21 protein-coding genes are annotated in these 24035 nt (G+C 73.2%); 7 read left to right on the forward strand and 14 right to left on the reverse strand.

Annotated features, from left to right (window positions below; translation table 11 throughout):
* Positions 1 to 615: a TetR/AcrR family transcriptional regulator gene (locus tag ACZ7MY_RS10805; RefSeq protein WP_499601012.1), complete on the reverse strand. Its 615-nt coding sequence runs from the start codon at positions 613 to 615 to the stop codon at positions 1 to 3.
* Between the two features lie 113 nt (positions 616 to 728).
* On the opposite strand from ACZ7MY_RS10805, the gene ACZ7MY_RS10810 reads away from it, so the two are divergent.
* On the forward strand, positions 729 to 1754 hold the full coding sequence (locus tag ACZ7MY_RS10810) for a hypothetical protein (protein ID WP_499601013.1): 1026 nt from the start codon (positions 729 to 731) through the stop codon (positions 1752 to 1754).
* A gap of 15 nt (positions 1755 to 1769) precedes the next feature.
* Here the strand turns inward: ACZ7MY_RS10810 and ACZ7MY_RS10815 are convergent, their stop codons facing one another.
* Both ACZ7MY_RS10815 and ACZ7MY_RS10820 read right to left on the reverse strand, forming a co-directional pair.
* Positions 1770 to 1979: a hypothetical protein gene (locus ACZ7MY_RS10815; RefSeq protein WP_499601014.1), complete on the reverse strand. Its 210-nt coding sequence runs from the start codon at positions 1977 to 1979 to the stop codon at positions 1770 to 1772.
* Between the two features lie 278 nt (positions 1980 to 2257).
* Positions 2258 to 3139: a LysR family transcriptional regulator gene (locus ACZ7MY_RS10820; protein ID WP_499601015.1), complete on the reverse strand. Its 882-nt coding sequence runs from the start codon at positions 3137 to 3139 to the stop codon at positions 2258 to 2260.
* A 70-nt stretch (positions 3140 to 3209) separates the two neighbouring features.
* On the opposite strand from ACZ7MY_RS10820, the gene ACZ7MY_RS10825 reads away from it, so the two are divergent.
* Positions 3210 to 4160, forward strand: a complete 951-nt coding sequence (locus ACZ7MY_RS10825; protein ID WP_499601016.1) for an EamA family transporter — start codon at positions 3210 to 3212, stop codon at positions 4158 to 4160.
* Positions 4161 to 4591: 431 nt separating this feature from the next.
* On the forward strand, positions 4592 to 6490 hold the full coding sequence (locus tag ACZ7MY_RS10830; RefSeq protein ID WP_499601017.1) for an FHA domain-containing protein: 1899 nt from the start codon (positions 4592 to 4594) through the stop codon (positions 6488 to 6490).
* A 10-nt stretch (positions 6491 to 6500) separates the two neighbouring features.
* Here the strand turns inward: ACZ7MY_RS10830 and ACZ7MY_RS10835 are convergent, their stop codons facing one another.
* The gene (locus ACZ7MY_RS10835; RefSeq protein WP_499601018.1) at positions 6501 to 6848 is read right to left on the reverse strand and encodes an ArsR/SmtB family transcription factor; all 348 of its coding nucleotides are present in this window, start codon (positions 6846 to 6848) and stop codon (positions 6501 to 6503) included.
* Between the two features lie 83 nt (positions 6849 to 6931).
* Between ACZ7MY_RS10835 and ACZ7MY_RS10840 the strand changes: the two genes are divergently transcribed.
* Positions 6932 to 8248, forward strand: a complete 1317-nt coding sequence (locus ACZ7MY_RS10840) for an MFS transporter (protein ID WP_499601019.1) — start codon at positions 6932 to 6934, stop codon at positions 8246 to 8248.
* Positions 8249 to 8343: 95 nt separating this feature from the next.
* On the opposite strand, the gene ACZ7MY_RS10845 is transcribed toward ACZ7MY_RS10840, so the two are convergent.
* From ACZ7MY_RS10845 to ACZ7MY_RS10860, 4 genes are all read right to left on the reverse strand, one after another.
* The gene (locus ACZ7MY_RS10845; RefSeq protein WP_499601020.1) at positions 8344 to 8766 is read right to left on the reverse strand and encodes an ester cyclase; all 423 of its coding nucleotides are present in this window, start codon (positions 8764 to 8766) and stop codon (positions 8344 to 8346) included.
* Between the two features lie 49 nt (positions 8767 to 8815).
* On the reverse strand, positions 8816 to 10018 hold the full coding sequence (locus tag ACZ7MY_RS10850; RefSeq protein ID WP_499601021.1) for a cytochrome P450: 1203 nt from the start codon (positions 10016 to 10018) through the stop codon (positions 8816 to 8818).
* Positions 10019 to 10316: 298 nt separating this feature from the next.
* A complete protein-coding gene (locus ACZ7MY_RS10855; protein WP_499601022.1) occupies positions 10317 to 11495 on the reverse strand; it encodes a GDSL-type esterase/lipase family protein in 1179 nt (392 codons plus the stop codon).
* A 47-nt stretch (positions 11496 to 11542) separates the two neighbouring features.
* Entirely contained in the window at positions 11543 to 12115 is a 573-nt protein-coding gene (locus ACZ7MY_RS10860) for a TetR/AcrR family transcriptional regulator (RefSeq protein ID WP_499601023.1), read from the reverse strand.
* A gap of 395 nt (positions 12116 to 12510) precedes the next feature.
* Between ACZ7MY_RS10860 and ACZ7MY_RS10865 the strand changes: the two genes are divergently transcribed.
* The 3 genes from ACZ7MY_RS10865 (at position 12511) to ACZ7MY_RS10875 (ending at position 14008) form a co-directional block, all read left to right on the forward strand.
* Complete coding sequence (locus ACZ7MY_RS10865; protein WP_499601315.1) at positions 12511 to 13278, forward strand: hypothetical protein; 768 nt, start codon at positions 12511 to 12513, stop codon at positions 13276 to 13278.
* A gap of 164 nt (positions 13279 to 13442) precedes the next feature.
* Complete coding sequence (locus ACZ7MY_RS10870; RefSeq protein WP_499601024.1) at positions 13443 to 13622, forward strand: hypothetical protein; 180 nt, start codon at positions 13443 to 13445, stop codon at positions 13620 to 13622.
* A 44-nt stretch (positions 13623 to 13666) separates the two neighbouring features.
* Entirely contained in the window at positions 13667 to 14008 is a 342-nt protein-coding gene (locus tag ACZ7MY_RS10875) for a hypothetical protein (RefSeq protein WP_499601025.1), read from the forward strand.
* Here the strand turns inward: ACZ7MY_RS10875 and ACZ7MY_RS10880 are convergent.
* The 6 genes from ACZ7MY_RS10880 to ACZ7MY_RS10905 all read right to left on the reverse strand — a co-directional run bounded on the left by ACZ7MY_RS10880 (position 14002) and on the right by ACZ7MY_RS10905 (position 23361).
* Entirely contained in the window at positions 14002 to 15018 is a 1017-nt protein-coding gene (locus ACZ7MY_RS10880; protein WP_499601026.1) for a LacI family DNA-binding transcriptional regulator, read from the reverse strand. The two genes, ACZ7MY_RS10875 and ACZ7MY_RS10880, sit on opposite strands and share 7 nt — an antisense overlap.
* Positions 15019 to 15082: 64 nt before the next feature.
* Positions 15083 to 16111: an ABC transporter permease gene (locus tag ACZ7MY_RS10885; RefSeq protein ID WP_499601027.1), complete on the reverse strand. Its 1029-nt coding sequence runs from the start codon at positions 16109 to 16111 to the stop codon at positions 15083 to 15085.
* On the reverse strand, positions 16108 to 17076 hold the full coding sequence (locus tag ACZ7MY_RS10890) for an ABC transporter permease (protein WP_499601028.1): 969 nt from the start codon (positions 17074 to 17076) through the stop codon (positions 16108 to 16110). The genes ACZ7MY_RS10885 and ACZ7MY_RS10890 overlap by 4 nt, the downstream gene beginning before the upstream one ends.
* Positions 17069 to 18685, reverse strand: coding sequence for a sugar ABC transporter ATP-binding protein (locus ACZ7MY_RS10895; protein ID WP_499601029.1), 1617 nt, complete (start codon positions 18683 to 18685; stop codon positions 17069 to 17071). The genes ACZ7MY_RS10890 and ACZ7MY_RS10895 overlap by 8 nt, the downstream gene beginning before the upstream one ends.
* Before the next feature lie 131 nt (positions 18686 to 18816).
* Positions 18817 to 19908: an ABC transporter substrate-binding protein gene (locus ACZ7MY_RS10900; protein ID WP_499601030.1), complete on the reverse strand. Its 1092-nt coding sequence runs from the start codon at positions 19906 to 19908 to the stop codon at positions 18817 to 18819.
* 138 nt (positions 19909 to 20046) lie between these two features.
* Entirely contained in the window at positions 20047 to 23361 is a 3315-nt protein-coding gene (locus tag ACZ7MY_RS10905) for a LamG-like jellyroll fold domain-containing protein (RefSeq protein ID WP_499601031.1), read from the reverse strand.
* Positions 23362 to 24035: the final 674 nt, after the last annotated feature.

The raw sequence follows: 24035 nt of genomic DNA on the forward strand, positions 1-24035 counted from the left end.
TCAGCGGTCCGGGGCGGGGGCGGGGCCGCGCCGGCGTACCAGGGGCAGGTACACCTCGTCGACGATCTCGACGAGGACGTCGTCCGGCGCCGTGGGCACTGCGCGCACGACGAACTCGTTGCGGAGCAGGACGACCGCCACGGTGGCGACCCTGGGGTGGAGCGCCTCGGGCGCGGCCTCGCCCCGGGCGACCGCGCGGCCCAGGACGGTCAGCCACGGGGCGGCGACGGCGTCGCCGGACTGGTCCTGCAACTGCCCCAGGAGTTCCGTGGTGCCGCCGGCCGCGGCGAGCAGTTCGCGCAGGACCGCGCCGAGCGGCGAACTCCAGTGGCGGTTCGCCCCGCGCAGCAACTCCAGTACGTCCTCGCGCAGATCGCCCGTGTCGGGGAGGGGGACGGACGTCGTCATGCGCCGGTAGGCGGCGATCCCCAGGGCGAGTCGGTGGGGCCAGCGGCGGTAGAGCGCGTTCTTGTTGGTCCCGGCCCGGGCGGCGACCCTGTCCATCGTCAGCCCGGCGTACCCGGACTCCGTGAGCTCGTCCACGGCGGCGGCGAGGATCGCCTCCTCCAGCGCGGCTCCGCGCCGGCGTGTCTGGCCCGTGGGGTCCGCTGGCACGGCCTCTCCCCTCATCGGTACGGCACGTACCTTCCCATTCTCGTTGCCGGCCCGGCAGTGCGACAACTAAGGTACGACCCGTACCGTAAATCCCTGAGGTGAGAGGGCGACGCATGCGCGCCAAGGGCATCAGTTACGACACCGGGTTCGTCTTCGGCGGACAGATCGGGCACAAGGACTTCGACCCGGACGTGATGAGGCGCGACCTGCGCGTCATCCGGGACGAACTGCACTGCGAAGCGGTCCGCGTCATGGGCGGTGATCCGGACCGGATGGAACTCACCGCCGGGTACGCCGCGGAACTCGGGCTCGAGGTCTGGTTCTCGCCGTACCCGCTCGAACTGTCCGAGGACGAGATGCTGTCGCTGTTCGCCGACTGCGCCGAGCGCGCGGAACGGCTCCGGCGCCGGGGCGCCGAGGTCGTGTTCGTGACCGGCGCCGAACTCAGCCTGATGAACAAGGGGTTCCTGCCCGGCGACAGCACCGGGGAACGAGTGGCCCTGCTGGCCCGACCGGACCGTGCGCGCGTGCACATCGCCCTGGCCGGCGAGCGGGTGGATGCCTTCCTCGGCAAGGCCGTGGCCCTGGTCCGGGAGCGCTTCGCCGGCAAGGTCACCTACGCCGCCGTGCCGCTGGAGCGCGTCGACTGGGCCCCGTTCGACTTCGTGTCCCTGGACCTCTACCGGTCGGCCGCGATCGCCGACCACTTCGCCGACGGCGTCCGCGACCTCGTCGCCCAGGGGAAGCCGGTCGCCGTCACCGAGTTCGGCGCGGCGACCTACGAGGGCGCCGGTGACGCCGGCGCGCGCGGGCTGGAGGTCGTCGAGTACGACCCGCGGACCCGGGCGCCCCTGCGGCTGAACGGCGTCCACGCCCGCGACGAGGCGGGCCAGGCGGCGTACCTGCGTGAGCTGCTGGAGGCGTTCGACGCCGGCGGGGTCGACACCACCTTCGTGTTCACCTTCGCGCTCCGCGATTATCCGCACCGCCCCGGCGGCGATCCCCGCGAGGACCTGGACCTGGCGAGCTACGGCCTCGTCAAGGTCCTCGAGGACCGCACGGGGACCACGTACCCGGGGATGCCGTGGGAGCCCAAGGAGGCCTTCACCGCCGTCGCCGAGTACCACCGCGGGCACTGAGGCGGCGCGTGCCGCTCAGTCCTGCGGCCGGCGGTTCCGCAGCCGCGAGAGCTCCGACGACCACCGGCCCCGGCGGCCGGCGGCGGGCACCTCGGAGTCGGAGGGATCCGGGGCGGGCACGGGCAGCCGGACCGATTCGCTGTACGCCTTCCACGCCTGGTACCAGTTGGGCGCCAGGACGGCGGCGAGCATGATGAGCGGGACGAGGACGGCGGATATCAACACGGCTGCTCCCTCCCGTGCGGTCGTCGCGCCGGCGGGGGCGCGGACAACGGCCGGTGGACGCTGGTCCGCCGGCCGGACCGGATGAAACGGGCTCCGTCCGATATCGTCCTCCCGGCCGCGTCGAACGCAAATCGAGTGAACGCCCCCCGCCCGTCGCGCTCCTGGTCACGCCGTCGTCGCGACCCCGCGACGAGGGCCGCGGCACCGCCGCCCCGCTGCTCCGAACGGATGACGCCGCGGGACCCCTGGCCAGAGGTCTTGGGGGTGCCGCGGTGGCGTCAGCCGGCAGCGCCGTAGAGCTCCATGGCCAGCGCGACGGCCGCGTGCGTGGCGGGGTGCGGGTCGTGCCGGCGCCAGATGAGACGCACGGGCACCGGGGCGGCGTCGCGCAGCGGGCGGTACACGATGCCGTCGCGGCGGTACTGCGCGGAGGTGGACTCCGGCGTGACGCCGACGCGGCGGCCGGTGGCGATCGCGGCGAGCCAGTCGTCGATGTCGTGGGTGTACTCGACGGCCGGCCTCTCGTCCTCCGGCCACAGCTGCGGACTGGTCGTGCCGGTGCGCCGGTCGACGACCAGCGTGCGGCCGGCGATCTCGGCCAGCCGGACGCTGCGGCGCCGCGCCCAGGGGTCGTCCGCGGCGAGGGCCACGCAGCGGGGTTCGTGGCCGGCCAGGGCGTGCGACCAGCGGTCCAGGTCGACCGGGGCGCGGACGACCGCGAGGTCGCACAGACCCTCGGCGAGCCCCGCGGTGGGGGTGTTGTGCCGGATCAGCTGGAGTTCCACGTCCGGGTGCCGGTCGCGCCAGACGCGCTGGAACTCGGTGGTGCGGCGGCCGAAGGCGGACCAGGCGTGGCCGACGCGCAGGCGGGTGTGACCGGTGGCGGCCTCCCTGACCAGCTCGTCGGCGCCGGACAGCAGGACCCGGGCGCGGGCGAGGACCTGCACGCCCGCGGTGGTGGGCGCGACCGTACGGCTGGTGCGGTGCAGCAGCCGGGTGCCGAGCACGCGCTCCAGGGCCAGCAGGTTCCGTGACACCGCCGCCTGGGAGATCCCGAGGTCGATGGCGGCGTCCGTGAAGCTTCCCGCGTCGACGATCGCGACCAGGCAGCGCAGGTGCCGCAGCTCGAGCCCGGCGGCTCCGCCACGATGCTCGTCCATGCGTCCAGCGTATCGATGGTGCGGCACATGCATTTCGCGTACGGCCGCCCGGGGCGGGACAGTGGCCCGCATGACGACGGAGACCTCCGGCGACCTCGCGGCGGACGCGGCCGGAACGGCGCGGGCCGGGACACCCGGCCGGCGTGCGGGACGCCTCGGCGGGGTGGCGCTGATGCTGGGCAGCGGGCTGTCCAACCAGGCCGGCGCGTCCGTCGCCGCCCTGGCATTCCCGGTGATCGGGCCGTTGGGCGTCGTGGCGGTCCGCCAGTGGGTGGCCGCGGCGGTGCTGTGCGGGGCGGGACGGCCCCGGATGCGGTCCTTCACCGCCGCGCAGTGGCGGCCGGTCCTGGCCCTGGCGGTGGTCTTCGCGGCGATGAACCTCTCCCTCTACACCGCCGTCGACCGCATCGGTCTGGGCCTCGCCGTCACGCTGGAGTTCCTGGGGCCGCTGTCCGTGGCCCTGATCGGCTCCCGCCGCCGCACCGACGTGCTCTGCGCGCTGGCCGTCGCCGCGGCGGTGGTCGTCCTGACCCGCCCCGAACCCTCCACCGACTACCCGGGCATCGGCCTCGCGCTGGTCGCCGCGGCGTGCTGGGCCTGCTACATCGCCCTCAACCGCGTCGTCGGCCGACGGCTCCCGGGACTGCAGGGCCCGGCCGCGGCCGCCGCCGTCTCCGGCGCGGCGTACGTGCCCGCCGGCGCGCTGGCCCTGTGGTGGCATCCCCCCACCCCCACCGCCCTGGTCTGCGCCGTGACCGCCGGGATCCTCTCCTCCGCCGTACCCTTCCTGTCCGACCTGCTGACGCTCCGCCGCGTGCCGCCGCACTTCTTCGGCGTCTTCATGAGCGTGAACCCGGTCTTCGCCGCGCTCGTCGGCCTGGTCGTCCTCGACCAGCACCTCGACGCGGCCGCGTGGGCGGCCACGTTCGTGATCGTCGCCGCGAACGCGGTCGCGGTCGGCACGGATGCGAGGCAGGCTCCGGGAAACGAGCCCGCTCGGATCAGCCGGGCCAACGCATAGAACGTGCGGATGCGTTGTCAGCGAACTGTGGCCCATCGGCGCGGGCGCGCCAGTTGCCGCGAGTGCAGCCGGGCTGCGGCGGGGCCAGGGGCCGTTTCGTGGACAGGTGGCACGAAGGTGTGTCCGCGTTGTTCGTAGTGGCATCGGCGTGCGTGTGCCTGGTGCTGGTGGCGCCAGTGGGTCTGACGCCCGCGCTGTGGCCAGTACCCCTGTTCCCGCAGCTTTCACTGCCCCGGCGGCGGGTTCCCGCGGTGCGTCAATCCGACGGATGACGGAGGCGGCCGGGCCGTCCGGTCGTAGCCCGGCGACCCGGCGGAGGGTGGTTCCGCGTCGTCTTGCCCCGGGGGTGTTTCCCGCGGTGGGCGGGGTGGGCAGCCAGGGACTGTGCGTGCGTACCCCGGGGTTCGTTGACACGTGGAGATGAGGGACCAATGCCTCCTGAGATAGTCGGTCGTCGAGGCTCGCTGGCAGGGGAGAGGTTCGGGATCGGCGACAAGCCCGTCACGTTCGGGCGCAAGGCCGGGAACACGGTGGTGATCGCCAGCGTCAGCGTCTCCCGCCTGCACGCGGAGGTGCGCCGCGAGGGGCACGGCTTCGTGCTCTACGACCGGGGGAGCAGCAACGGGACGCGGGTCAACGGGGAGCACGTGACCTCGCACGTGCTGCAGCCCGGCGACGAGATCGTCATCGGGGACGAGACCTTCGGCTTCGAGGCCGCCGACGCGATGGAGACCATCCTCGACCTCTCGCTGCTGGAGGCGCTGATGCCGCCGGCGGAGCCGGAGGAGCCCGGGCCGGTGCTGAAGGTGACCGTGGCGGGCGGCGGTCCGGTGGGGCTGGCGTTCGCCCTCCTGCTGGAGAACCTGATGGGCCGGCGGGTCTCCCTCACCGTCTACGACGGCCGCTGGACCCAGGAGGGGGACCGCGTCGTCTGGAAGGACGAGGGCCAGGGCAACGTCCGCCGGCAGCAGGTCGTGACGGTGCAGAGCCGGCAGTACCTCAACCTCCCCCAGGAGGTGCAGGACCGGCTCTTCGCGGAGGGCACGTACACCGAGATGTGGCCCGCGGGCCCGGACTCGATCCGCGGTTTCAACCCGCGCAACATACGCATCGCCTACGTCGAGGACACGCTGCTGGACCTGGCGAACGCCAAGCGCGACCGCATCCGCCTGGTCCCCGCCCGGTTCGACGCGGCCGAGCAGCAGGAGACGGTCGCCGGGGACCACGTGCTGGCGATCTGCGAGGGCGGCCGGTCGCGTACGCGCGAGCACTTCGCCGCACGGTTCGGGACCGCCGACACCTCCATCTACTCGCTCGACGGCGAGCACCTCCAGGACGTGGTGCTGGGCCTGCGCGTGCGGTCCAAACTCCCCGACCCCACGACCGTGCTGCTGACCGTCGCGCAGAACCGGTTCCTCCTCAACTCGCTGCGCGGCGAGGGCTTCCTGAACATGCGGCTGACCGACGCCGAGGCGCGGGAGGTCGTCGGGATCGACCCCGTGCGGCAGGTCTTCGAGCAGTGCATCGCCTCCCGCCCCTGCGTGATGAGCCGCGACGGCCACGGGGACTTCCACTGCTCCACCCACAGCACGTTCTTCCTGCCCGCCCTGATCAGGGGGTCGGCGCTCTGGCAGCGCGTCAAGGAGGGGCTGACGCTCTTCGACGTCGACGAGGAGGACCTGAGCGCGATCACCGCCTTCCGGCTGGACATGGTGCAGCGCCCCCGTTTCACGGCCCGCCTGCACCCGGCGACCGCGGCCGGCCCGGGGACGTACGGGTTCCTGCTCGGGGACGCCGCCAACGCCATCCACTTCTGGCCCGGCCGGGGCCTGAACAGCGGTCTCGCCTCGGCGATCTCGCTCGCCCGCACGCTCAGCGGCACCTGGCGCGGCAGGGCGCTGCGCGACGCGGACTTCGTACGCCACGAGGCGGCGATGTCAATGCTGCAGTACCGGCACAAGAGCCGCGCCTGGAACGCGATGATCACCACCGACGAGAACGGCGTGGGCCAGGCGATCAAGGACAAGATCGCGCGGAGCATCGAGGAGTCCGCCGCGGGCGAGCCGGACCGGGAGGCGGACGTCGACGCGCTGATGGAGCAGCTCCGCGCCATCCGGGAACGGCTGGCCCCGCGCATCCCCGGGATGCCCGACGACGCCGTCCTGCGGGAGCGGCTGGAGGAGCTCGGGAGCGAGACGCTGCGCGCCCTGCGGGACAGCGGCCCGTGGGACACGGTCACCGTCGGCGGCGAGGAGGTCGACATCGACATCTTCTACCGGGACGCGGGGAACGCGGAGGCGGCCTCGCGCCCGTCGCCGGTGGCCGGCTGAGCGGCCTCTGTCAGAGGTCGACCGGGCCGGGTGGTGCGGCGCCCGGCTCGTCGAGGACGGCGCCGATCAGCCCGGGGAAGCGGCTCTCCAGGTCCTCGCGGCGCAGGCTGACCAGGCGCTGCCGACCGTGCGGGTCGTTGCGGATGACCCCGGCCTCGCGGAGCGTCTTGAGGTGGTGGGAGAGGGTGGACTTGGGGATCTCGCCCTTGACGGGCTGGCAGGCCGAACCCTCCAGGGGCCGGTCGGCCAGGCGGCGCACGAGGTCCAGCCGCGAGGGGTCGCTCAGCGCGAAGAGCACGTCGGTCAGCACCAGGTCCACGGTGTCGGGGTGCGGCAGCTCCCGCGGGGCTCCAGTCATGGTTCGATAATAGTTGAACAATCGCCGGGTGTGTGCGTACCCTCGCATGGTTCGATATTTTTGGAACCATTCGGAGTACCGCCATGCCCACCCAGCGCCCCGCGCGGCGGATGCCACGTCCGGCCGGCTTCTGGTCGCTCGCCGTGACCCTGCTCGCCTTCCTGGCCGCATCCAGCGCGCCGTCCCCGCTCTACGTGGTCTACCAGCACCAATGGGGCTTCTCGTCGATCGTGCTCACCACGGTCTTCGCGGTCTACGTGCTCGCGCTGCTGGTGGCGCTGCTGACCGTCGGAGGACTCTCCGACCACGTCGGCCGGCGCCCGGTGCTCCTCGCGGCGCTGGTCGTGGAGGCGGCGGCCATGGTCGTCTTCCTCGCCGCGGACGGCGTCGGCGCGCTGTTCCTGGCCCGCATCCTCCAGGGCGTGGCGACGGGCGCGGCGGCCGGCGCCATCAGCGCGGGGCTCATCGACCTGCAGCCGTCGCCCACCTCGCCCCTCGGCTCCCTGCTGAACACCGCGGCCCCGGCCACCGGACTCGCCGCCGGCGCGCTCGGCGCGGGCCTGCTGGTGCAGTACGCACCGGCCCCCACCCACCTGGTCTTCGCCGTGCTGGCCGCGGTGTTCGTGGTGCTGGCGGCGCTCGTGCTGTTCCTGCCCGATCCCGTCTCGCCGCGCCCGGGGGCCTGGGCCTCGCTGCGGCCCAGGGCGGCCGTGCCCGCGCAGGCCCGCCGGACCTTCCTGGCGGCGACCCCCTGCCTCGTCGCCACCTGGGCGATGGGCGGGCTGTACCTCGCCCTCGGCCCCTCCCTGACCGCCGGAGTGCTGCACCTCGGCAGCCACCTGGTCGGCGGCCTGGTCGTGACCACCCTCTTCGGGGTGGCGGCCGTCGCCTCGCTGGTCGTCCGGGACGTCACGCCGCGGCGGATGATGGCCGGCGGCTCGGCGGTGCTCGCCGTGGGCACCGGGCTCACCCTGCTGGCGCTCGCCGGACCCTCGACGGCACTGTTCTTCGCCGGGACCGGGATCGCCGGCTTCGGCTTCGGGGCCGCCTTCCTCGGCGCCTTCCGCTCCCTGGCGGCACTGGCCCGGCCCACGGAGCGGGCGGAACTGTTCGCGTCCGTCTACGTCGTGAGCTACCTCGCCCTGAGCGTCCCCGCCGTGCTGGCCGGGCTCGCCGTGCCCTCCTTCGGCCTGCACGACACGGCGACCGTCTACGGCGCCGCGGTGGTCGTGCTCGCACTGCTGGCGGCCGTCTCGGGCGCCGTCGTGCGCAGGCCCGCGGTCGTGGCGCCGTCCGCGTCCGAGTCCGAGCCCGAGTCCGAGCCCGTGTCCGCCGCCGGCCGGCCCGCCGTGGCGGCCGCGGCTTCCGCGGCGGACCGTGGGCCCGGGTCCGGCATCTGACCCCCGCGCCGGGCGGATCGGGTACGCCCCGGTCCGTCCCGGTCGGGGCCGGATAGGCACCCCCGACACCTGACGGCGGTACGACGGTGAGTGTCTCAGTGCTCCGAGGCGCCCGTGAGCCGCTGGTAGAGCTCCCAGGTCGAGCGTTCCACCCAGTTGTGCCGCAGCCCGCCGTCCTCGCGCACCGCCCAGACGGACGTGCCGGAGAAGGAGACCGGCCGTCCGTCGGGCTCGGTGCCCAGGAAGCCGTTGTTCCTACCGTGCACGATCCAGCGCGACGCCACCCGGCTCCCGTCCTCGTTCTGGAAGGTCTCGACGACCTCGATCCTCAGGTCGTCGACCTGGCCCAGGAAGGCGCTGAACCACGCCTTGAAGTCCTCCCGGCCCTCGACCGAACCGCCGGGCTGGGTGAGGACGAAGTCCTCGGTCACGAAGTCGTCGATCCGGTCGGCGTCGTGGCCGTTCCAGACCTCCTCCCAGAACGCCTCGACGATCTCCACGGAACTCCTGTGCGCCACGGTTCCCACCTCTCCTCCTCCCGGCCGCGGCCGGGGGAGCCGCTCGGGTCTACAGGCGGACCGGCAGCTCCGTCCTTCCGTTGAAGACGAAGGTCGGCAGGGGCCTCAGCTCCTCCAGCGGCACCGCGGGGCGCAGGCCCGGGAAGCGCTCGAACAGGGCCGGGAGGGCGGCTGCGGCCTCCAGTCGTCCGAGGGGTTCGCCGACGCAGCGGTGCACGCCGTGACCGAAGGCGAGGTGGTCCTTGTCGCGCCGGTGGACGTCGTAGGCGTCCGCGTCCTCCGGGTGCCTGCGCGGGTCGCGGCCGCCGGCGCCGAAGCCCATGACGATCGCCTCGCCGCGGCGGATCAGCACTCCCTCGCCGAGGTCGATGTCCTCCACGGCGTACCGCAGCGGCATGTGCTGCACCGGGGAGTCGGCACGCAGGGTCTCCTCGACGACCGCCGGCCACGGCACGGCGCCGGTGAGGACGTCCCTCAGCTGCTCCGGGTGGCGCAACAGGCCGATGACCGCGTTGGTGATGAGGTCCGTGGCCGAGGGGACGCCTCCGGCGACGGTGACGGCGAGGGCCAGGAGCCGTTCCTCGTCGGACATGTCCGGGGCCCGGGCCAGCGTCGTCGCCATGTCGTCGCCGGGCGTGCGCGTCCTCTCGGCGAGCAGCGCTGCCCAGAAGGCCATGGCCTCGTCCGTCGCGGCTGCCGCGGCCACGGGATCGGGAGGCGGCTCCAGCAGGGCGCCCATCGCCCGCACTGCCCGTTCCCAGCGGTCCTCGGGTACGCCGAACAGGTCGCACAGCGTCTCGCTCGCGACGACCCGGGCGTACCGGGCGCGGATGTCGACGGTGTCCCCGGACCCGGGCGTCCCGAGCGCCTCCAGGTAGGCGGCCGTCCTGTGCCGGAGGTTCGCGCCCAGCACGGCCGTCCGTCCGGGGGTGAACGCGCGCTCCATGACGGCGCGCAGCCTGCGGTGGTCGGAACCGTAGGCGTTGAGCACGGTCGGTGAGGCGAGGAAGGGCGCCAGCGGCCAGTTCTCGGGCACGTCGCCGAGTGCGGGCCAGTGCTGCTGGGCGTCGCGGGACACCCGGTGGTCGGCGGTCAGCCGCCGCAGCACGTCGTGCCGGGTCACCGACCAGGCGGCGACGCCCCCGGGCAGTTCGACGGGGGTGGCCGGGCCCGCAGCCAGCAGGCGTGCGGTGTCCTCGTGCAGACGGTGGCCGGCCGGGTCGAGCCGGAACCGCTCGGGGGGCTTGTGCATGGGGAGTCCTTCCTCCGGCATGGCGCCGTCGCCGCCCGGGAGTCCGCCGGAGTGCCGGCGGCGGCCGGCGTGGCGGCCCGAAGGCCGTTCACGCCGCGTCCCGCACGGCGTCCGTGCGCACGCCTCCACCCTTCCGGTGTTCGCCGTGTTCCGCGCGGCGTGCCGTGCGGCCCGCCGGGCTCCGGCGGGGCGCACCGGGGCTTGCGCTGCCCAGGGTGGATCGCGCAGCAAGGTGCGGCAAATCGATGGACCGCATCCCGTGATGCGAGGCGTCGATGGCACCGGGCAGGGGAAGCCGTCAGCGGCCGCCCGAGGCGAAGGCGCCGCCGTCGGCGAACACCAGACGGGCGAAGTTCTCGCCGATGCGCCGGTGACCGGCGGGGTCGGGGTGGACCTCGTCGGGCAGCGGCAGTTCGGCGTAGTCGGCCGTGCCGTACAGCTCGCGGCCGTCGAGGTGGTGCAGATGGGGGTCGTCGGCCGCCCGGAGGGCGACGATCCGGGCCAGCTCGTCGCGGATGACGTTGAGGGTCAGGCGTCCCGCGGCGCGTTCCGCCGGGTCGCCGGTGGCCCGGAACCGCAGCCTGCCGCCGTCGAAGTCCGGCGCCAGCGGGCCCGGGGTGTCCTCCTGGACCGGACAGAGGATGGGGGAGACGACCAGCAGCGGCGCCGTCGGGTGCCCCTCGCGGACGATGTCGAGGAAGCCGTGGACCGCCGGGGTGAAGGCCCGCAGGCGCATCGCGTCGGTGTTGACGATGTTGATGCCGATCTTGAGGCTGATCAGGTCGGCCGGGGTGTCGCGGATCGCCCGGGCGGTGAACGGATCCAGCAGCGCGCTGCCGCTGAAACCCAGGTTGACCAGGTCCACGCCGCCCGCGGTGGCGGCCAGGGCGGGCCATACGGCCGACGGGTGCGCGGCGTTGGAGCCGTGGCTGATGGAACTGCCGTGGTGCAGCCAGACCTTGCGGTCCCGCGGTGCCGGCGGCTCGACGGGTGCGTCGGTGCGCAGGGCGATCAGCTCGGTGATCTCGTTGTGGGGCAGCCAGATCTCGATGTCCTTGTCGCCCGGGGGGAGTTCGCCGAACCGGGCGGTGCCGTGCGGTCCCTCGTGCAGCTCGGACGCCTGGCTGACCATGTCGGTGACCTCGCGGACGTTGCCGCCGGCCACGGTGGCCTGGGCGGCGAGACGGCCGTCGGCCAGCAGGTCGTACACGCCGTCCGGCGGTGGCGGGAAGCCCCGGTAGACGCGCTTGGTGGGCAGCGTGTCCAGTTCGACGGTGGTGGCCCGGGTGCGGAAGGCCAGCCGGACGCCGGAGGGCTGCGCCTCCGCGGTGGCCAGTTGCTCGTCCGGGATCTGCCGGCGCGCCGCGGCGGGCAGACGGTGCGGGAGCAGTCCGTGGCGGGTGCGTTCCACGTCGAGGGCGCCGCGCAGCAGCTCCTCGGTGACGGGAGTGGTGATCAGATTTGTGTGCGTGTTCATGGTCCGATACCTGTTCGTGCGGGTGGTGCCGGGGGCGGGGCGCGCCTTCAGGACGCCGCCGGCCGCTCGCGCAGCAGGGCGTCGAGCGAGTCCAGCGCCCACGCCCAGGACTCCTCGGCGGCGACCGGCGTGTGGTCGAAGCCCCCTGCCAGTTCGAGGCTGACGTAACCGTGGAAGACGCTGCCGAGGAGACGGACGGCGTGCGTCTGGTCCGGCTCGGGCAGGTCGTAGCCGCGCAGGATGGCCCGCGTCATCTGGGCGTGGCGGACGCCGGCGCTCGCGGCCGCCGTCTCCGGGTCGAGCCTCAGCTGGGCGGCCGCGTAGCGGCCCGGGTGCTCGCGGGCGTAGGCGCGGTACACGTTCGCGAAGGACACCAGCGCGTCCTTGCCCGCGCGTCCGGCGAGGGCCTCGGCGGCCCGGTCGGCGAGTTCCTCCAGGGCCAGCAGGGCGATCCGGGTCTTGAGGTCCTGCGAGTTCCTGACGTGCGAGTACAGACTGGCGACCTTGACGCCGAACCGCTCGGCGAGCGCCGAGACGGTGACCTGGGCGAAGCCGACCTCGTCGGCGAGTTCCGCCCCGGCCCTGGTCAGGCGTTCGGCGGTGAGTCCTACGCGTGGCACGGCGGGCCTCCCTTCTTCCGTAGGGGATTATGCACATACCTAAAGCCATTAGGCAAATGCCTAGTGGCCAAAATCGTTGGTGCGGGGCGCAACCTGACGAACGGCTCACCCAGAGTGCGTGTCGCGTGACCACGTGTCACGGTCTTCTTGTGCGTTTCGGGGCCGAGGCCCCGAGGCCGAACGCCCCTAGCGCGGCTCCCGTTGCACGGGCCCTGACCTCGTACCCACCCCCACGCACGAACCACAAGCACGCACCACGTTCTGCTGAAACGCGAAGGGTCACGACGCGACCGTCGCCGTGTCGTGCCGCAGTGCCGTGCGCCGCGCCGGGAACCGGCCGGGGCGGCACATCTGACCCTTCGGCCAACCGGAAGGAATGGGTTGTGAAGGTTCGTATGGGCTTGAGCCGGGGAAGGACGCTCGTCGCCGTTGCGCTGGCCACGATCGTCACCTCGGCCCTGACGGGGTCGGGGTTCGCCGTCGCGGACGGCCACTCCGGGGACTCCATAAGCTCCGACCACTGGGGTGTCATCACCCGGAACACCATCGGCTCTCCTGTCGCGGTCCTCCGGGACGGCCCGTTCGGCTCGTTCGGCGTCACGGGCGCGCCCTCCAGGCCGCCCTACGGCAACGGCAGCCTCGGCATCGAGGTGGCCGACGACTCCACCTCGCTCGCTCCTCCGAGCGAGAAGGTCGACTTCGGCAACGAGCTCGACTTCTACGGCAGCCGCGTACGGGACCTGACCAGGCTCGGGTTCCACGTCTTCCAGACCGGAGAGAACGTCGGCTACGGGGGCACCCGCAACTTGCCGAACATCAGGATCGAGATCAACCCGCGGCTCACCGCCGGCGACACCTACTCCACGATGGTGTGGGTCCCGCCCGCCGTCGCCCCGGTGAATCAGTGGAGCGCGTTCCTCGACGCCACCACCGTGTCCGGTGAGTGGTTCCTCTCGGGCAACGAACTGGCCCCCCTGTGCACCCAGTCCAGCCCGTGCAACCTCACGACGCTGCGGAACGCCCTTCCGCAGGCGACCGTCTACAGCATCGCCGTCGGCAAGGGCCGCGACTACAACTGGGTCGGCGCGGTCGACGGCCTGCGGATCAACCGCTACGTCTACGACTTCGAGGCCGACGGCGTACGGGCCCGCCGGGTCGGCTGAGGGCTGCGATCCTGCGTCGGCCGGAAGCCCGGGCCGCCACCGGGGCACGTCGACCGGTGGCGGCCCCGGAAGGGCGGGCCGCCGCGGGCGGACGTAGATTGTCGAAAAAGGGGCGGCCCGGCGCGTCGGCCCCGACGCCCTCTGAACGGAGTTCGGTGGTGAGCGTGGAGTACACCAGGGACCACTTCGTCGAGATGCTGCGCAAGGCGGGCTTCGCCGAGGTCGCCGACGAGGCCGAACGGGTGCTGCCCGACCCGGTCGAGGACCGCAGGATCGCGGCGTTCCTCGCGCCGCACGGCATCACCCTCAACGAACTCGTCAGCCGGATGGGCGGCACGCTCTAGCCTCGCCGCCGGACCGGGGGTACGGCGTCCGGCTGCAACTGCTGGTGGACGGCGACGACCTCGTCCACGACCTGCTCGGACCCGGCGGACGCGGCCCGTTGGCGGCGTGGGCGCTGCCGCCGGACCGTCCCGGCCCACTGGCCGCGACCATGGAGGGCCGCCGTGTCGAGTGCGGCGAACCCGAGTGCACCGGCGGTTGCTGCGGCTGCCTCTCGGTCCGCGTGCGTCGCAGCGGCGGCGTCGTGGAGTGGGCCGACCGGCAGGGGCCGTTCACCCGGCCGCCGCCGGAACTCCACTTCGACGCGCGGCAGTACGACACCGAACTGGCCCGGGCCCGCGCGGACCGCTGGTGGGAGCGGACCGCGCGGACCCCGGCCGGTCAGTGACCGCGGCCCAGGGTGGACTCGCGGACGACCAGGTCGAAGCCGGGCCGAACCCGGCGCGGCGGGGCGTCCGGCGCCCCGGTCAGGCGCTGCACGAGGCAGTCGACGGCCTGGCGGGCGATCGCCTTCTTGTCGGGGGAGATCGTGGTCAGGGTGATGGCGCCGAAGCGCCCCTCCTCGATGTCGTCGAAGCCGACCAGCGCCACGTCCTCCGGTACGCGCAGCCCCCGGGAGGTCAGCACCCGCAGGGCGCCGATGGCCTGGAGGTCGTTGTAGGCGAAGACCGCATCCGGCCGGGCCCCGCGGTCCAGCAGGTCGGCCATCGCCTGGGCGCCGTCGGCCCGCCCGTACCCGGAGGCCGTGGCGACCAGGTCGTCGCCGTGCGGCAGCCCGCAGGCGGCCAGTTCCTCGCGCCAGCCGCGCAGTCTCAGGTGCGCGGGCTGCCGGGCGACCTCGCTGCGGGCGCCGATGAAGGCGATCCGCCGCCGTCCGGTCCCCGCCAGGTGCCGCACCGCGCTGCGCGCGGCGGCCACGTTGTCGATCACGATGTGGTCGTACGGGGCGTCGTACTCGCGCTCCCCGAGGAGCACCAGGGGCGAGTCGTCGGTGCGGGCGAGCAGGTCCGGCGTCTCCAGCTCGATCGGCGAGAGGATCAGGCCGTCGATCACATGGGTGCGGAAACCCTGCGTCACCAGGATCTCCTTGCGCCGTTCGCCGGCGGTGTGGTCGAGCAGCACCGTGAAGTCGTGGCGCGCGGCGGCGTCGATGACGGCGCCGGCCAGCTCGGCGAAGTACGGGTTGCCGAGTTCCGGCAGCGCCAGCGCGATGATGCCGGTGCGGCCCTTGCGCAGGTGCCGGGCGGTGAGGTTGGGCCGGTAGCCCAGTTCGTCGATCGCCTGCTGGACCCGCGCGCGCATCGCGGGTGTGACGTGCGGGTGGCCGTTCACGACGTTCGAGACGGTCTTGATGGACACTCCCGCGCGCTGCGCGACGTCCTTGAGGCTGACGCCCACGGCGCTCCCTTCCGGATTGGGCCGGTGCCGGAGGGCCGCGCGCGGCCCACCGGCACCGGCACGGTCATGTGGTGTGCGGTCCCCGCGCGAGGTACCGCTGGGCCACGACCACCACGATAAGGAAGCCGCCGCTGACCACCGATTGGTACGAGGAATTGAGGGAGCCGATCTGGTTGATGAGGTTCTGGATCACCGCCAGCACCAGGACGCCCCACAGGGTGCCGCTGACCGAGCCCGCACCGCCGACCAGCAGCGTGCCGCCGATGACGACCGCGGCGATGGCGTCCAGTTCCATGCCGACGCCGATGATGGTCACGCCCGAGGAGAGCCGGGCCGCGTTCAGGGCGCCGGCGAAGCCGGCGAGCAGCCCGCTGACCGCGTAGACCAGCACCCGGGTCCTGGCCACCGGCAGCCCCATCAGCGTGGCCGCGTCCGGGCTGCCGCCCACGGCGAACAGCGACTGCCCGAACGACGTGCGCTGGAGCACCAGCCCGCCGGCGGCGAACAGCACGAGCGCGATCAGGACCGGGTGGCCGAACCCGAGGACCGTGCCCTGCCCGAGCCCGGCGAAGGCCGAACCGTGCGGCACCAGATAGGTGTCGGCGCCCTCGTCGGTCAGGGCCAGCACCAGTCCCCGGGCGGCCAGCAGCCCCGCGAGGGTGACGATGAACGGGGCCATCCCGGCCCGCGCGATGAGCAGGCCGTGCACGGTGCCGAGCAGGCCGCACACCGCGAGCGGCAGCAGCAGCGCCGGCAGCGTCCCGTACTGCGCGGCCCAGGCCGCGAGGACACCGCCCAGCGCGAAGACCGAGCCGACCGACAGGTCGATCCCGCCGGTGATGACGACGAACGTCATGCCGAGCGCCACGATCGCCAGGAACGAGGCCTGCACGGTGACGTTCCGCGCGTTGTCGAGGGTTCCGAAGGACGGGAAGACGAAGGAGGAGACCAGCACGAGCATCAGCAGGACGGCGAACACGCCCTGCCGCTGCACCAGTACGGCAAGCCGCCGCCGGTCCCCGGCGCGTGCCGCCGCCACCGCGGGCGGCTCCGGCGTGGCCCCGGCGGAGCGGGGCGTGGTGAGTGACTTCATCGGGATCGGCGCTCCCGGGCGACGTAGACGGCGACGAGGATGATGACGGCCTGGGCCAGCTGCGCGGTGGAGTCGGGGAGGTCGTGCTTGACCAGGGTGGCCCGCAGCAACTGCATCAGCAGCGCCCCGCAGACCGTCCCCAGGACGCGCACCGACCCGCCGGTGAGCGGGGTCCCGCCCACCACCACCGCGGTGATCGCGGACAGCTCCATCAAGGTGCCCAGGGTGGACGGGTCACTGGCCGTCAGGCGGGCGGTGGCCAGCACCCCGGCCAGGGCGGCCAGCACCCCGCACACCACGTAGACGCCGACCAGCACCCGCTTCACCGGCAGGCCCGCCAGCCCGGCCGCGGCGCGGTTGCCGCCGATCGCCACCAACCGGCGTCCGAAGGTGGTGCGGTGCACGACCGCGGCGACCAGCAGGGCGAGCACACCGGCGATCAGCACGACCACCGGGACGCCCAGGACGTCGTCGGTGCCCAGCCCCAGCAGGCCCGGGTTGGCGATCTGCTTGAGCTGCCCGTCGGCGAGGACCAGGGCGAGGCCCCGGCCGCCCACGAACAGCGCGAGGGTGGCCACGATGGGCTGCAGCCCCACCACCGCCACCAGGGTGCCGTTGACGGCGCCCACCACCACCCCGGCGGCCAGCGCCGTCAGCAGCGCGGGCAGCAGCCCGTAGCCCAGGTACAGCGGCAGCAGGGCCGCGGCGAGGGCCATGACCGACCCCACCGACAGGTCCACCCCCTCGGTGCCGATCACCAGCGCCATGCCCAGCGCCACGATCACCACGGGGGCCACCTGCACGAGCTGGGTGCGCAGGTTGGCCGCGGTCAGGAAGTGGTCGGTGAAGACGGCGTTGAACAGGACCAGCACGGCCACCGCCGCGTACACCCCGTACGCCTGGAACCAGGCGGGGGCGGGGAGCCGGACGGGGCCGCGCCGCACGGCCGGGGAGAGCTCAGCCATCGTGCCGCACCTCCTCCGCGTCCGCGTCGCCCTCCGGCGCGGGCGCGTGGGCCGCGAGGACCTCCAGCAGTTCCCCCTCGCCGACCCGTTCGCCCGTCAGTTCGCCGGCCACCGCGCCACCGCGCAGCACCACCAGGCGGTCGGCGCCCTCGACGAGTTCCTCGATGTCCGAGGAGATCAGCAGCACCGCGAGTCCCTCCTGGGCCAGTTCGTCCACCAGCGCCTGCACCTCCGCCTTGGCGCCCACGTCGATGCCGCGGGTCGGCTCGTCGAGGAGCAGCACCTTCGGCTCCAGGCACAGCCAGCGGGCCAGCAGCACCTTCTGCTGGTTGCCGCCGGAGAGCTCACCGACCTTCTGCTCGGGCCCCGAGGCCTTGATCCGCAGGCGTTTCATGAAGACGTCGACGACGCGGTCCTGGCGGGCCCGCGAGACGACGCCGCCCCGCGACAGCCGCGGCATGGCGGCCAGCACGATGTTCTCCCGCACCGACAGGCCCGGGACGATGCCCTCCGCCTTGCGGTCCTCGGGCAGCAGGCTGACGCCGGCGCGGATCGCGGCGGCGGGGGAGGGGCGGCCCAGCCGCCGCCCGGCGACCGTCACCGACCCCGAGTCCAGCGGCAGCGCCCCGGCCAGGGCCTTGGCGGTCTCGCTGCGCCCGGAGCCCAGCAGCCCCGCCAGCCCCAGCACCTCTCCGGGGCGCAGCTCCAGGCAGACGCCGTCCAGGACGTGACGCCTGCTCAGCCCGGAGGCGGTGAGCACCGCCTCGCGGTCGGGGTGGTGGTCCTCGCCGAAGCCGGTCCGCCCGTGCCGGCGCACCTCGGAGACCTCGCGGCCCAGCATCATGGCGACCAGCTGCATCCGGTCCAGGTCCGCCAGGTCGCCGGTGTGCACCAGGCGCCCGTCGCGCAGCACCGTGACCCGGTCGCAGATCCGGTACAGCTCCTCCAGCCGGTGGCTGACGTACAGGACGGAGATGCCCCGGTCGTGGAGGTCGCCGATGACCCGGAAGAGCGTCTCGACCTCGCGCGGCTCCAGCGCGGACGTCGGCTCGTCCATCACCACGACCTTGGCGCGCACCGACACCGCGCGGGCCAGCGCCACCATCTGCCGGGTGCCCACGCCGAGGCTGCCGAGCGGGTGGCGGACGTCGGCGGTGACACCGAAGCCCGCCAGCAGTGCCGCCGCCTCCCGGTGCATCCGCGGGAAGTCGATCAGGCCGAGGCGGTTCTTGGGCTCGCGGCCCAGGAAGATGTTCCGCGCCACGCTCATCAGCGGGACGAGGTTGACCTCCTGGTAGATCGTGGTGACACCGGCGTGCTGGGCGTCGGACGGCCGCGTGAAGGCGACGGCGGCGCCGTCGAGCCGTACCTCGCCGGTGTCCGGGCGGTGCACACCGGTGAGGACCTTGATGAGGGTGGACTTGCCGGCGCCGTTCTCCCCGACGAGGGCGTGGATCTCGCCCCGGCGCAGGGTGAAGGAGACGTCGTCGAGCGCCACCACGCCGGGGAAGCGCTTGCCGATGCCGACGGCCTCCAGCACCGCGGGCGCGGTGGGGCCGTCGTCCGGACCGGGCGGCGGTGCGGCGGGTGCCGCGTCGGGGGGTGCCATGGCGGGCCTTCCGTGGGGTCGCGGTGTCGGGGAGCGGGTGGCCGGGAGCCGGTGGGCTGTTGGGCCGGGGGCCTGGAGGCGCGGGCCTGCCGCCCGGCCGGGGAGGAGGACCGGGCGGCAGGCGCGGGGGCTCAGTAGGCCCCGGACAGCGAGTTTTTGGCGTTGGACGCGTCGTACTCGCGGTCGGAGATGATCACGTCCTCGGGGATGGCCTCGCCGGCGAAGAACTTCTGCGCGGTGGCGAAGGCGAGCGGCCCGAAGCGCGGGTTGGACTCGATGACGCCGTTGTACTGGCCGTTCGCCAGGGCCTGCACGGCGTTGCGCGTGCCGTCGATGGACACGATCTTGACGTCCTTGCCGGGCTTCTTCCCGGCCGCCTTGAGCGCGGTGACCGCGCCGAGGCCCATCTCGTCGTTCTCCGCGTAGACCGCGGTGATCCCGGGGTTCGCCTGGATCAGCTGCTCCATCACCTGCTGGCCCTTGTCGCGGGCGAACTCGCCGGTCTGCTGGGCGACGATCTCCAGGCCGGGGGCCTGCGCCTTGAGCTGGTCGACGAAGCCCTTGGTGCGGTCGGTGGTGACGTTGTTCCCGGAGGCTCCGAGCAGGATCGCGACCTTGCCCTTGCCGCCCGTGACCTCGATCATCCGGTCCGCGGCGCGCTTGCCCTGCTCGACGAAGTCCGAGCCGAGGAAGGCCACGTAGTCCTTGCACGCGGTGGCGTTGATCTTGCGGTCGATGGTGATGACGGGCACATGCTTGGCCGCCGCCGCGCGGAGCGCGGGCTCCAGGCCGTCGGAGTTGAGCGGCGCGACGATCAGCAACTGGGCGCCCTGGGCGAGCATGTCCTGGATGTCGCTGATCTGCTTGGGCAGTTGCGACTGCGCGTTGGTCGTGAGCAGCTTCTTGACCCCGAGCTTCGCCGCCTCCTCCTTGATCGACTGGGTCTCGGCGATGCGGAAGGGGTTCGCCTCCTTCTCCGACTGCGAGAAGCCGACGACGGCGTCCTTGAGGTCGATCTTGCTCGCCCCGTACGTCTGCAGGGTGCAGCCGCTGCCGGCGGCGTCGGTCGCCGCGGTCGGGGACTGCACGACCTGGGCGCCTTCGGAGGAGGAGGCGGAGGCGCTGCCGGAGCCCTCCTCCTTGGCGCAGGAGGTGGCGGTCAGGGCGGCCGCGGCGGTGAGGCACACGACGGCAAGGAAGCGGGTGGAACGGGAGGTGCTCATGGACGTTCAACTCCTCGAAGAGCGGTGTGCGACCTGATCGGGGGTGGTGCGGTGGTGCCGCCGTCGCCCCGGGGGACGGCCCGGGAGGCGGCCCGCCCCGCCCCGTGACGGGGCGGGCCGCTCATGGTCGGTGCTCTGTCAGCGCCCGGCCGGCGGGGCGGGTTCGCCCGCCGCCAGCGACGCCACCTCGGCGGCGCTCAGCGCGCGGTCGTAGGCGTGTACGTCGGAGATCGCGCCGCTCCAGTGGTCGACGGGGTTGCCGCCGTACTTGCCGCGGCCGATCACCAGGTGGCCCGAGGGGCCTTCGGCGTTGCAGCCGCGGACCGAGCCGGCCTCGCCGCCGTCCACGTAGATCCGCAGCCGGCCCTCGCGGTGGCTGTAGCTGCCCACCAGGTGGTACCAGCGGCCGGCCTCCGGCTCGCCGATGGTGCCGGCCAGGGCCCGGCTCCCGGCGAAGCTGAAGGCGAACCGCCGGTCGGCCTGCGAGTACTGCAGGTAGAAGGCGCTGTTGGTGTCGCCGTCGACGGACACCGCGGTGCTGAAGTGCCCCTTGTCGTCCAGCCGGACCCAGGCGGCCACCGAGTAGTCGTGGGTGTCGGTGTCCAGGACGGCGGCGCCGGTGTCGACGGAGCCGGTGCGTCCGTCGAACTGCAGGGCGGCGCCGTTCGGGCCGGTCGTCCAGCTCGTGCCGCCGGTCAGGGTGCCGTCGTGGTCCCCGGCGACGTCCTCGGCGACGGTGCCGGAGCCCTCGTGCAGTGGCCACCAGCCGACGCCGTTCGGTCCGGGGGTGCCGGGCGGCAGGTCGGCCCCGCCCGCCGCTGCTCCGGCCGCGATGACCTGGCGGTTGACCTCCCGTACCTGCTCCGGGATCACCTTGACCACATCGCGGTCGTAGGTGAGCAGGCCGTTGAGCTCGCCCTCGACGTCGGTGATCTGGGTGTAGACCGAGCCCGACAGGCCGCAGGCCGCCGGACGCAGCAGCTTGCGCGTGTTCTCCACGTAGGCCGCGGTCAGTTCCTCCTTGCTGTGGGCCGCGTCCCCGTAGTCCTGGCCGCCCGCGGTGCCCAGGATGTGGCCGGGGACGAGGTAGGAGTAGCCGCCGTGCTCGCCGTCGACGGCGGCGCGGGTGCCGTCCGGGGCCGGACTGGCCGGGCCGTGGTAGTCGTGGAAGTCGATCAGGTCGCCGCGGCCCGAATCTCCCTTGGAGGCGCAGCAGTTGACGCCGGAGTGGGCGTCCACCAGGCGTGCGGGGTCCTGCTCCCTCACGGCGTCGGCGAGTTCACCGGTGGCCTCCTTGCTCCACTCGCCCCAGCCCTCGTTCATCAGCGTCCACACCAGCACCGACGGGGTGCTGATGTGCTGGTCGACGATCTGGTGGACCTGGTCGACGAAGGTCTGCGTCTCCGGGGTGCCGGCGGCGGCCGTACCGCGGCTCGGCATGTCCTGCCACACCATCAGCCCCAGCTTGTCCGCCCAGTAGTACCAGCGGGCGGGCTCGACCTTGATGTGCTTGCGGACCGCGTTGAAGCCGAGCTTCTTGTGCTGCACGAGGTCGTACTTCAGGGCCTCGTCGGTCGGCGCGGTGTAGAGGCCGTCGGGCCAGAAGCCCTGGTCGAGGGTGGCGAGCACGAACACCGGCTTGCCGTTGAGCTTGATCCGCTCGGTGCCGCCGGCCGGTGACACCTCGATCGACCGCATCCCGAAGTAGGAGCCGACGCGGTCCCTGCCGCCGCGGCCGTCGGTGAGGGTGACCTCGAGGTCGTAGAGGTACGGGTCGTCCGGGCTCCACAGGTGGGCGCGGGGTACGGGCAGCCGCAGCGCGGTGCCGGCGGCACCGGTGACCGCGCCGGCCTTGCGCCCGTCACGGGAGTACGCGGTGGCGGTGACCCTCGCGCCCGGCGAGGTGCCCGCGCCCGGCCGTACGGTGACGGAGAGCGAGGAGTCCGCGACGTCCGGGGTCAGCACCAGGGAGTCGACCGATGCCTGGGGGACCGGCTCCATCCAGACGGTCTGCCAGATGCCCGAACTCGGCGTGTACCAGATGCCGCTGGGGTTGCGGGACTGCTTGCCGAGCGCGTAGCGGTCGTCGGTGGTGTCGCGGACCTTCACCAGCAGGGTCTGCGGGCCGCGCCCGGCCAGGGCGTCGGTGACGTCGGCGCTGAACGCCTGGTAGCCGCCGGTGTGGTGGGCCACCTCGCGGCCGTTGACGTACACCCAGGCCTCGTAGTCCACGGCGCCGAAGTTGAGCTTCAGCCGGTTGCCGGAACGGACCCGCCAGTCGTCGGGGACGGTGAAGGTGCGCTGGTAGAGCGACCAGTCGTGGTGCCGGGCGACACCCGACAGACCCGACTCCATCGGGTACGGGACGACGATGCTGCCGCTCAGCCTGCCCTGCGGGAGGGCGGTGTCCTGCGCGGTCGGCTGGAACTGCCAGGTCCCGTTGAGGTTCTTCCACTTCTCGCGGGTCAGCTGCGGCCGCGGGTAGTCCGGCAGCGGGTGGGACGGGGAGACGTCCTCGGCCCATCTGGTCCGGAAGTACCAGGTCGAGTCGTTGCGCGCGACGACCGAGAAGGGGCCGAGGTCGCCGCCGGCGGTGGTGATGCCGCCCCGGCCGTCGTAGCTGATCCGTACGTCGGCGTTGAGCGAGACCGGGGAGTCGGCCTCGGCCGGCTTCAGGACCAGCCGGGAGGGGTGCTTCGGGTCGCGGGAGACGGTGGCCGACCAGCGCGTGCCGCCGGACAGCAGGGCCAGGTGCGAGGCCGCGTCCTCGGGTAGGGCGGTGACGGGGGAGTCCAGCTCGACGGTGGCGGTGCGGCCGGTGGTGCCCACCGACGCCTCGGCGTCCGCCGGGGCGAAGCCGGCCGGCAGGTGCAGTGCGGAGTCCGGTACGGGGCGGCGGTCGAAGCCCGGCCCGGCCCACTCGGTGTGCAGGTAGGCACCGCCGTTGCCCTGGTTGTAGTCGTAGGACAGCTCGTGCAGGCCGGCGGTCAGGGTGATCGGCTGCGAGGTGGTCTGGACGTCCCAGTCGGTGGTCCAGTGGTCGATCACGCTCGCGCCGTCCAGGGACATGCGGAAGCCGTTGTCGCCCTTGATGTAGAAGGTGTACGTGCCGTCGGCGGGCACCTCCAGGCGGCCCGTCCAGCGCACCGCGACGTTGTCGGTGGTGCCGGCGTAGGCGCGCAGGGTGGGCAGCAGGTCGTCGACGTGGAGCGAGGTGTCGATCCGGGTGCCGGTGTACCGGGCGAAGTCCAGGGCGGTGCCGCTGGACATCCGGTAGTAGTCGCCGCGCAGTCCCGCGTCGGCGGGGGCGGCGGTGCGGCCGGCGGGGACGTCGGCCGTGGCGGAGGGCCTGGCGGACGCCGTGACCGGCGTCAGCAGGGCCGCCCCGAGGAGGAGCGCCACCAGGGCGGTGAAGCGAGCAAAGCGGTTGGTACGTCGTCGGCCAGGACTCATGGTGCACCTTCCGTGGGAGTCTTCGACGCCTTGACGGGAAAGTTGCGGGTCAGGAGTGTGCGGTGCCTGGAACCAAGAGCGCTGCGCGCCGGGAACGTGGTCTTACAACGTTGGAAATTATCGGCGCGGAGAGCATGAAAGCAGGGCCCCGCTGCCGTGTCCAGACCTCGCGTCGAAGCCCGTCGACGGGCCGTCAGGTGATGTGCAAACGGCGTGCGAAGGCCTTCGCGCTCTTGCGGGAGCTGAACGGAAGGGGGTCGCGGGGGCCGGGCGGCAGGAATGAAGTGCCCCTGACAAGGGCGTCGTTGGGGGTGGGTGTGCTGCCGTCGTGCGGAACCGGAACGTGTTCAACGTTGGAAACCGGCCGGGTACCTGATCGCGGGCGGACGCCGGGCGGTACGCGCGCCGCGAAGAGTTCGCCGGCTTCCCGTGGGCGAGTCGGCCGGTTCCACCGCCCTTGGACGCCTCGGGGGCGACCGCACCCGCACCCGTACGGTGCGGGGGAGCTGCGCCCGCCCGCGCGCACCCGCTGACCGCCGGGCGCTCCGCCCCGGACCGGCCGGCCCGGCGCCACGGGCCGGCGACCACCGAACGGGTCATCGGCCTCCGCCCGCAGGCCGCATTACCGCCCATACCGACCCTCGTGACCTAAGGTGATCGTCCTGTCGCGAAAG

This window comes from Streptomyces sp. NPDC111520 (assembly GCF_055635295.1).

Bases quoted from the DNA above. Each gene is read 5' to 3' on its own strand.
- ACZ7MY_RS10810 (WP_499601013.1), top strand. From the start codon at position 729: ATGCGCGCCAAGGGCATCAGTTACGACACCGGGTTCGTCTTCGGCGGA.
- ACZ7MY_RS10820 (WP_499601015.1), bottom strand. From the start codon at position 3,139: ATGGACGAGCATCGTGGCGGAGCCGCCGGGCTCGAGCTGCGGCACCTG.
- ACZ7MY_RS10825 (WP_499601016.1), top strand. From the start codon at position 3,210: ATGACGACGGAGACCTCCGGCGACCTCGCGGCGGACGCGGCCGGAACG.
- ACZ7MY_RS10830 (WP_499601017.1), top strand. From the start codon at position 4,592: ATGCCTCCTGAGATAGTCGGTCGTCGAGGCTCGCTGGCAGGGGAGAGG.
- ACZ7MY_RS10835 (WP_499601018.1), bottom strand. From the start codon at position 6,848: ATGACTGGAGCCCCGCGGGAGCTGCCGCACCCCGACACCGTGGACCTG.
- ACZ7MY_RS10840 (WP_499601019.1), top strand. From the start codon at position 6,932: ATGCCCACCCAGCGCCCCGCGCGGCGGATGCCACGTCCGGCCGGCTTC.
- ACZ7MY_RS10850 (WP_499601021.1), bottom strand. From the start codon at position 10,018: ATGCACAAGCCCCCCGAGCGGTTCCGGCTCGACCCGGCCGGCCACCGT.
- ACZ7MY_RS10855 (WP_499601022.1), bottom strand. From the start codon at position 11,495: ATGAACACGCACACAAATCTGATCACCACTCCCGTCACCGAGGAGCTG.
- ACZ7MY_RS10865 (WP_499601315.1), top strand. From the start codon at position 12,511: ATGGGCTTGAGCCGGGGAAGGACGCTCGTCGCCGTTGCGCTGGCCACG.
- ACZ7MY_RS10885 (WP_499601027.1), bottom strand. From the start codon at position 16,111: ATGAAGTCACTCACCACGCCCCGCTCCGCCGGGGCCACGCCGGAGCCG.
- ACZ7MY_RS10890 (WP_499601028.1), bottom strand. From the start codon at position 17,076: ATGGCTGAGCTCTCCCCGGCCGTGCGGCGCGGCCCCGTCCGGCTCCCC.
- ACZ7MY_RS10895 (WP_499601029.1), bottom strand. From the start codon at position 18,685: ATGGCACCCCCCGACGCGGCACCCGCCGCACCGCCGCCCGGTCCGGAC.
- ACZ7MY_RS10900 (WP_499601030.1), bottom strand. From the start codon at position 19,908: ATGAGCACCTCCCGTTCCACCCGCTTCCTTGCCGTCGTGTGCCTCACC.
- ACZ7MY_RS10905 (WP_499601031.1), bottom strand. From the start codon at position 23,361: ATGAGTCCTGGCCGACGACGTACCAACCGCTTTGCTCGCTTCACCGCC.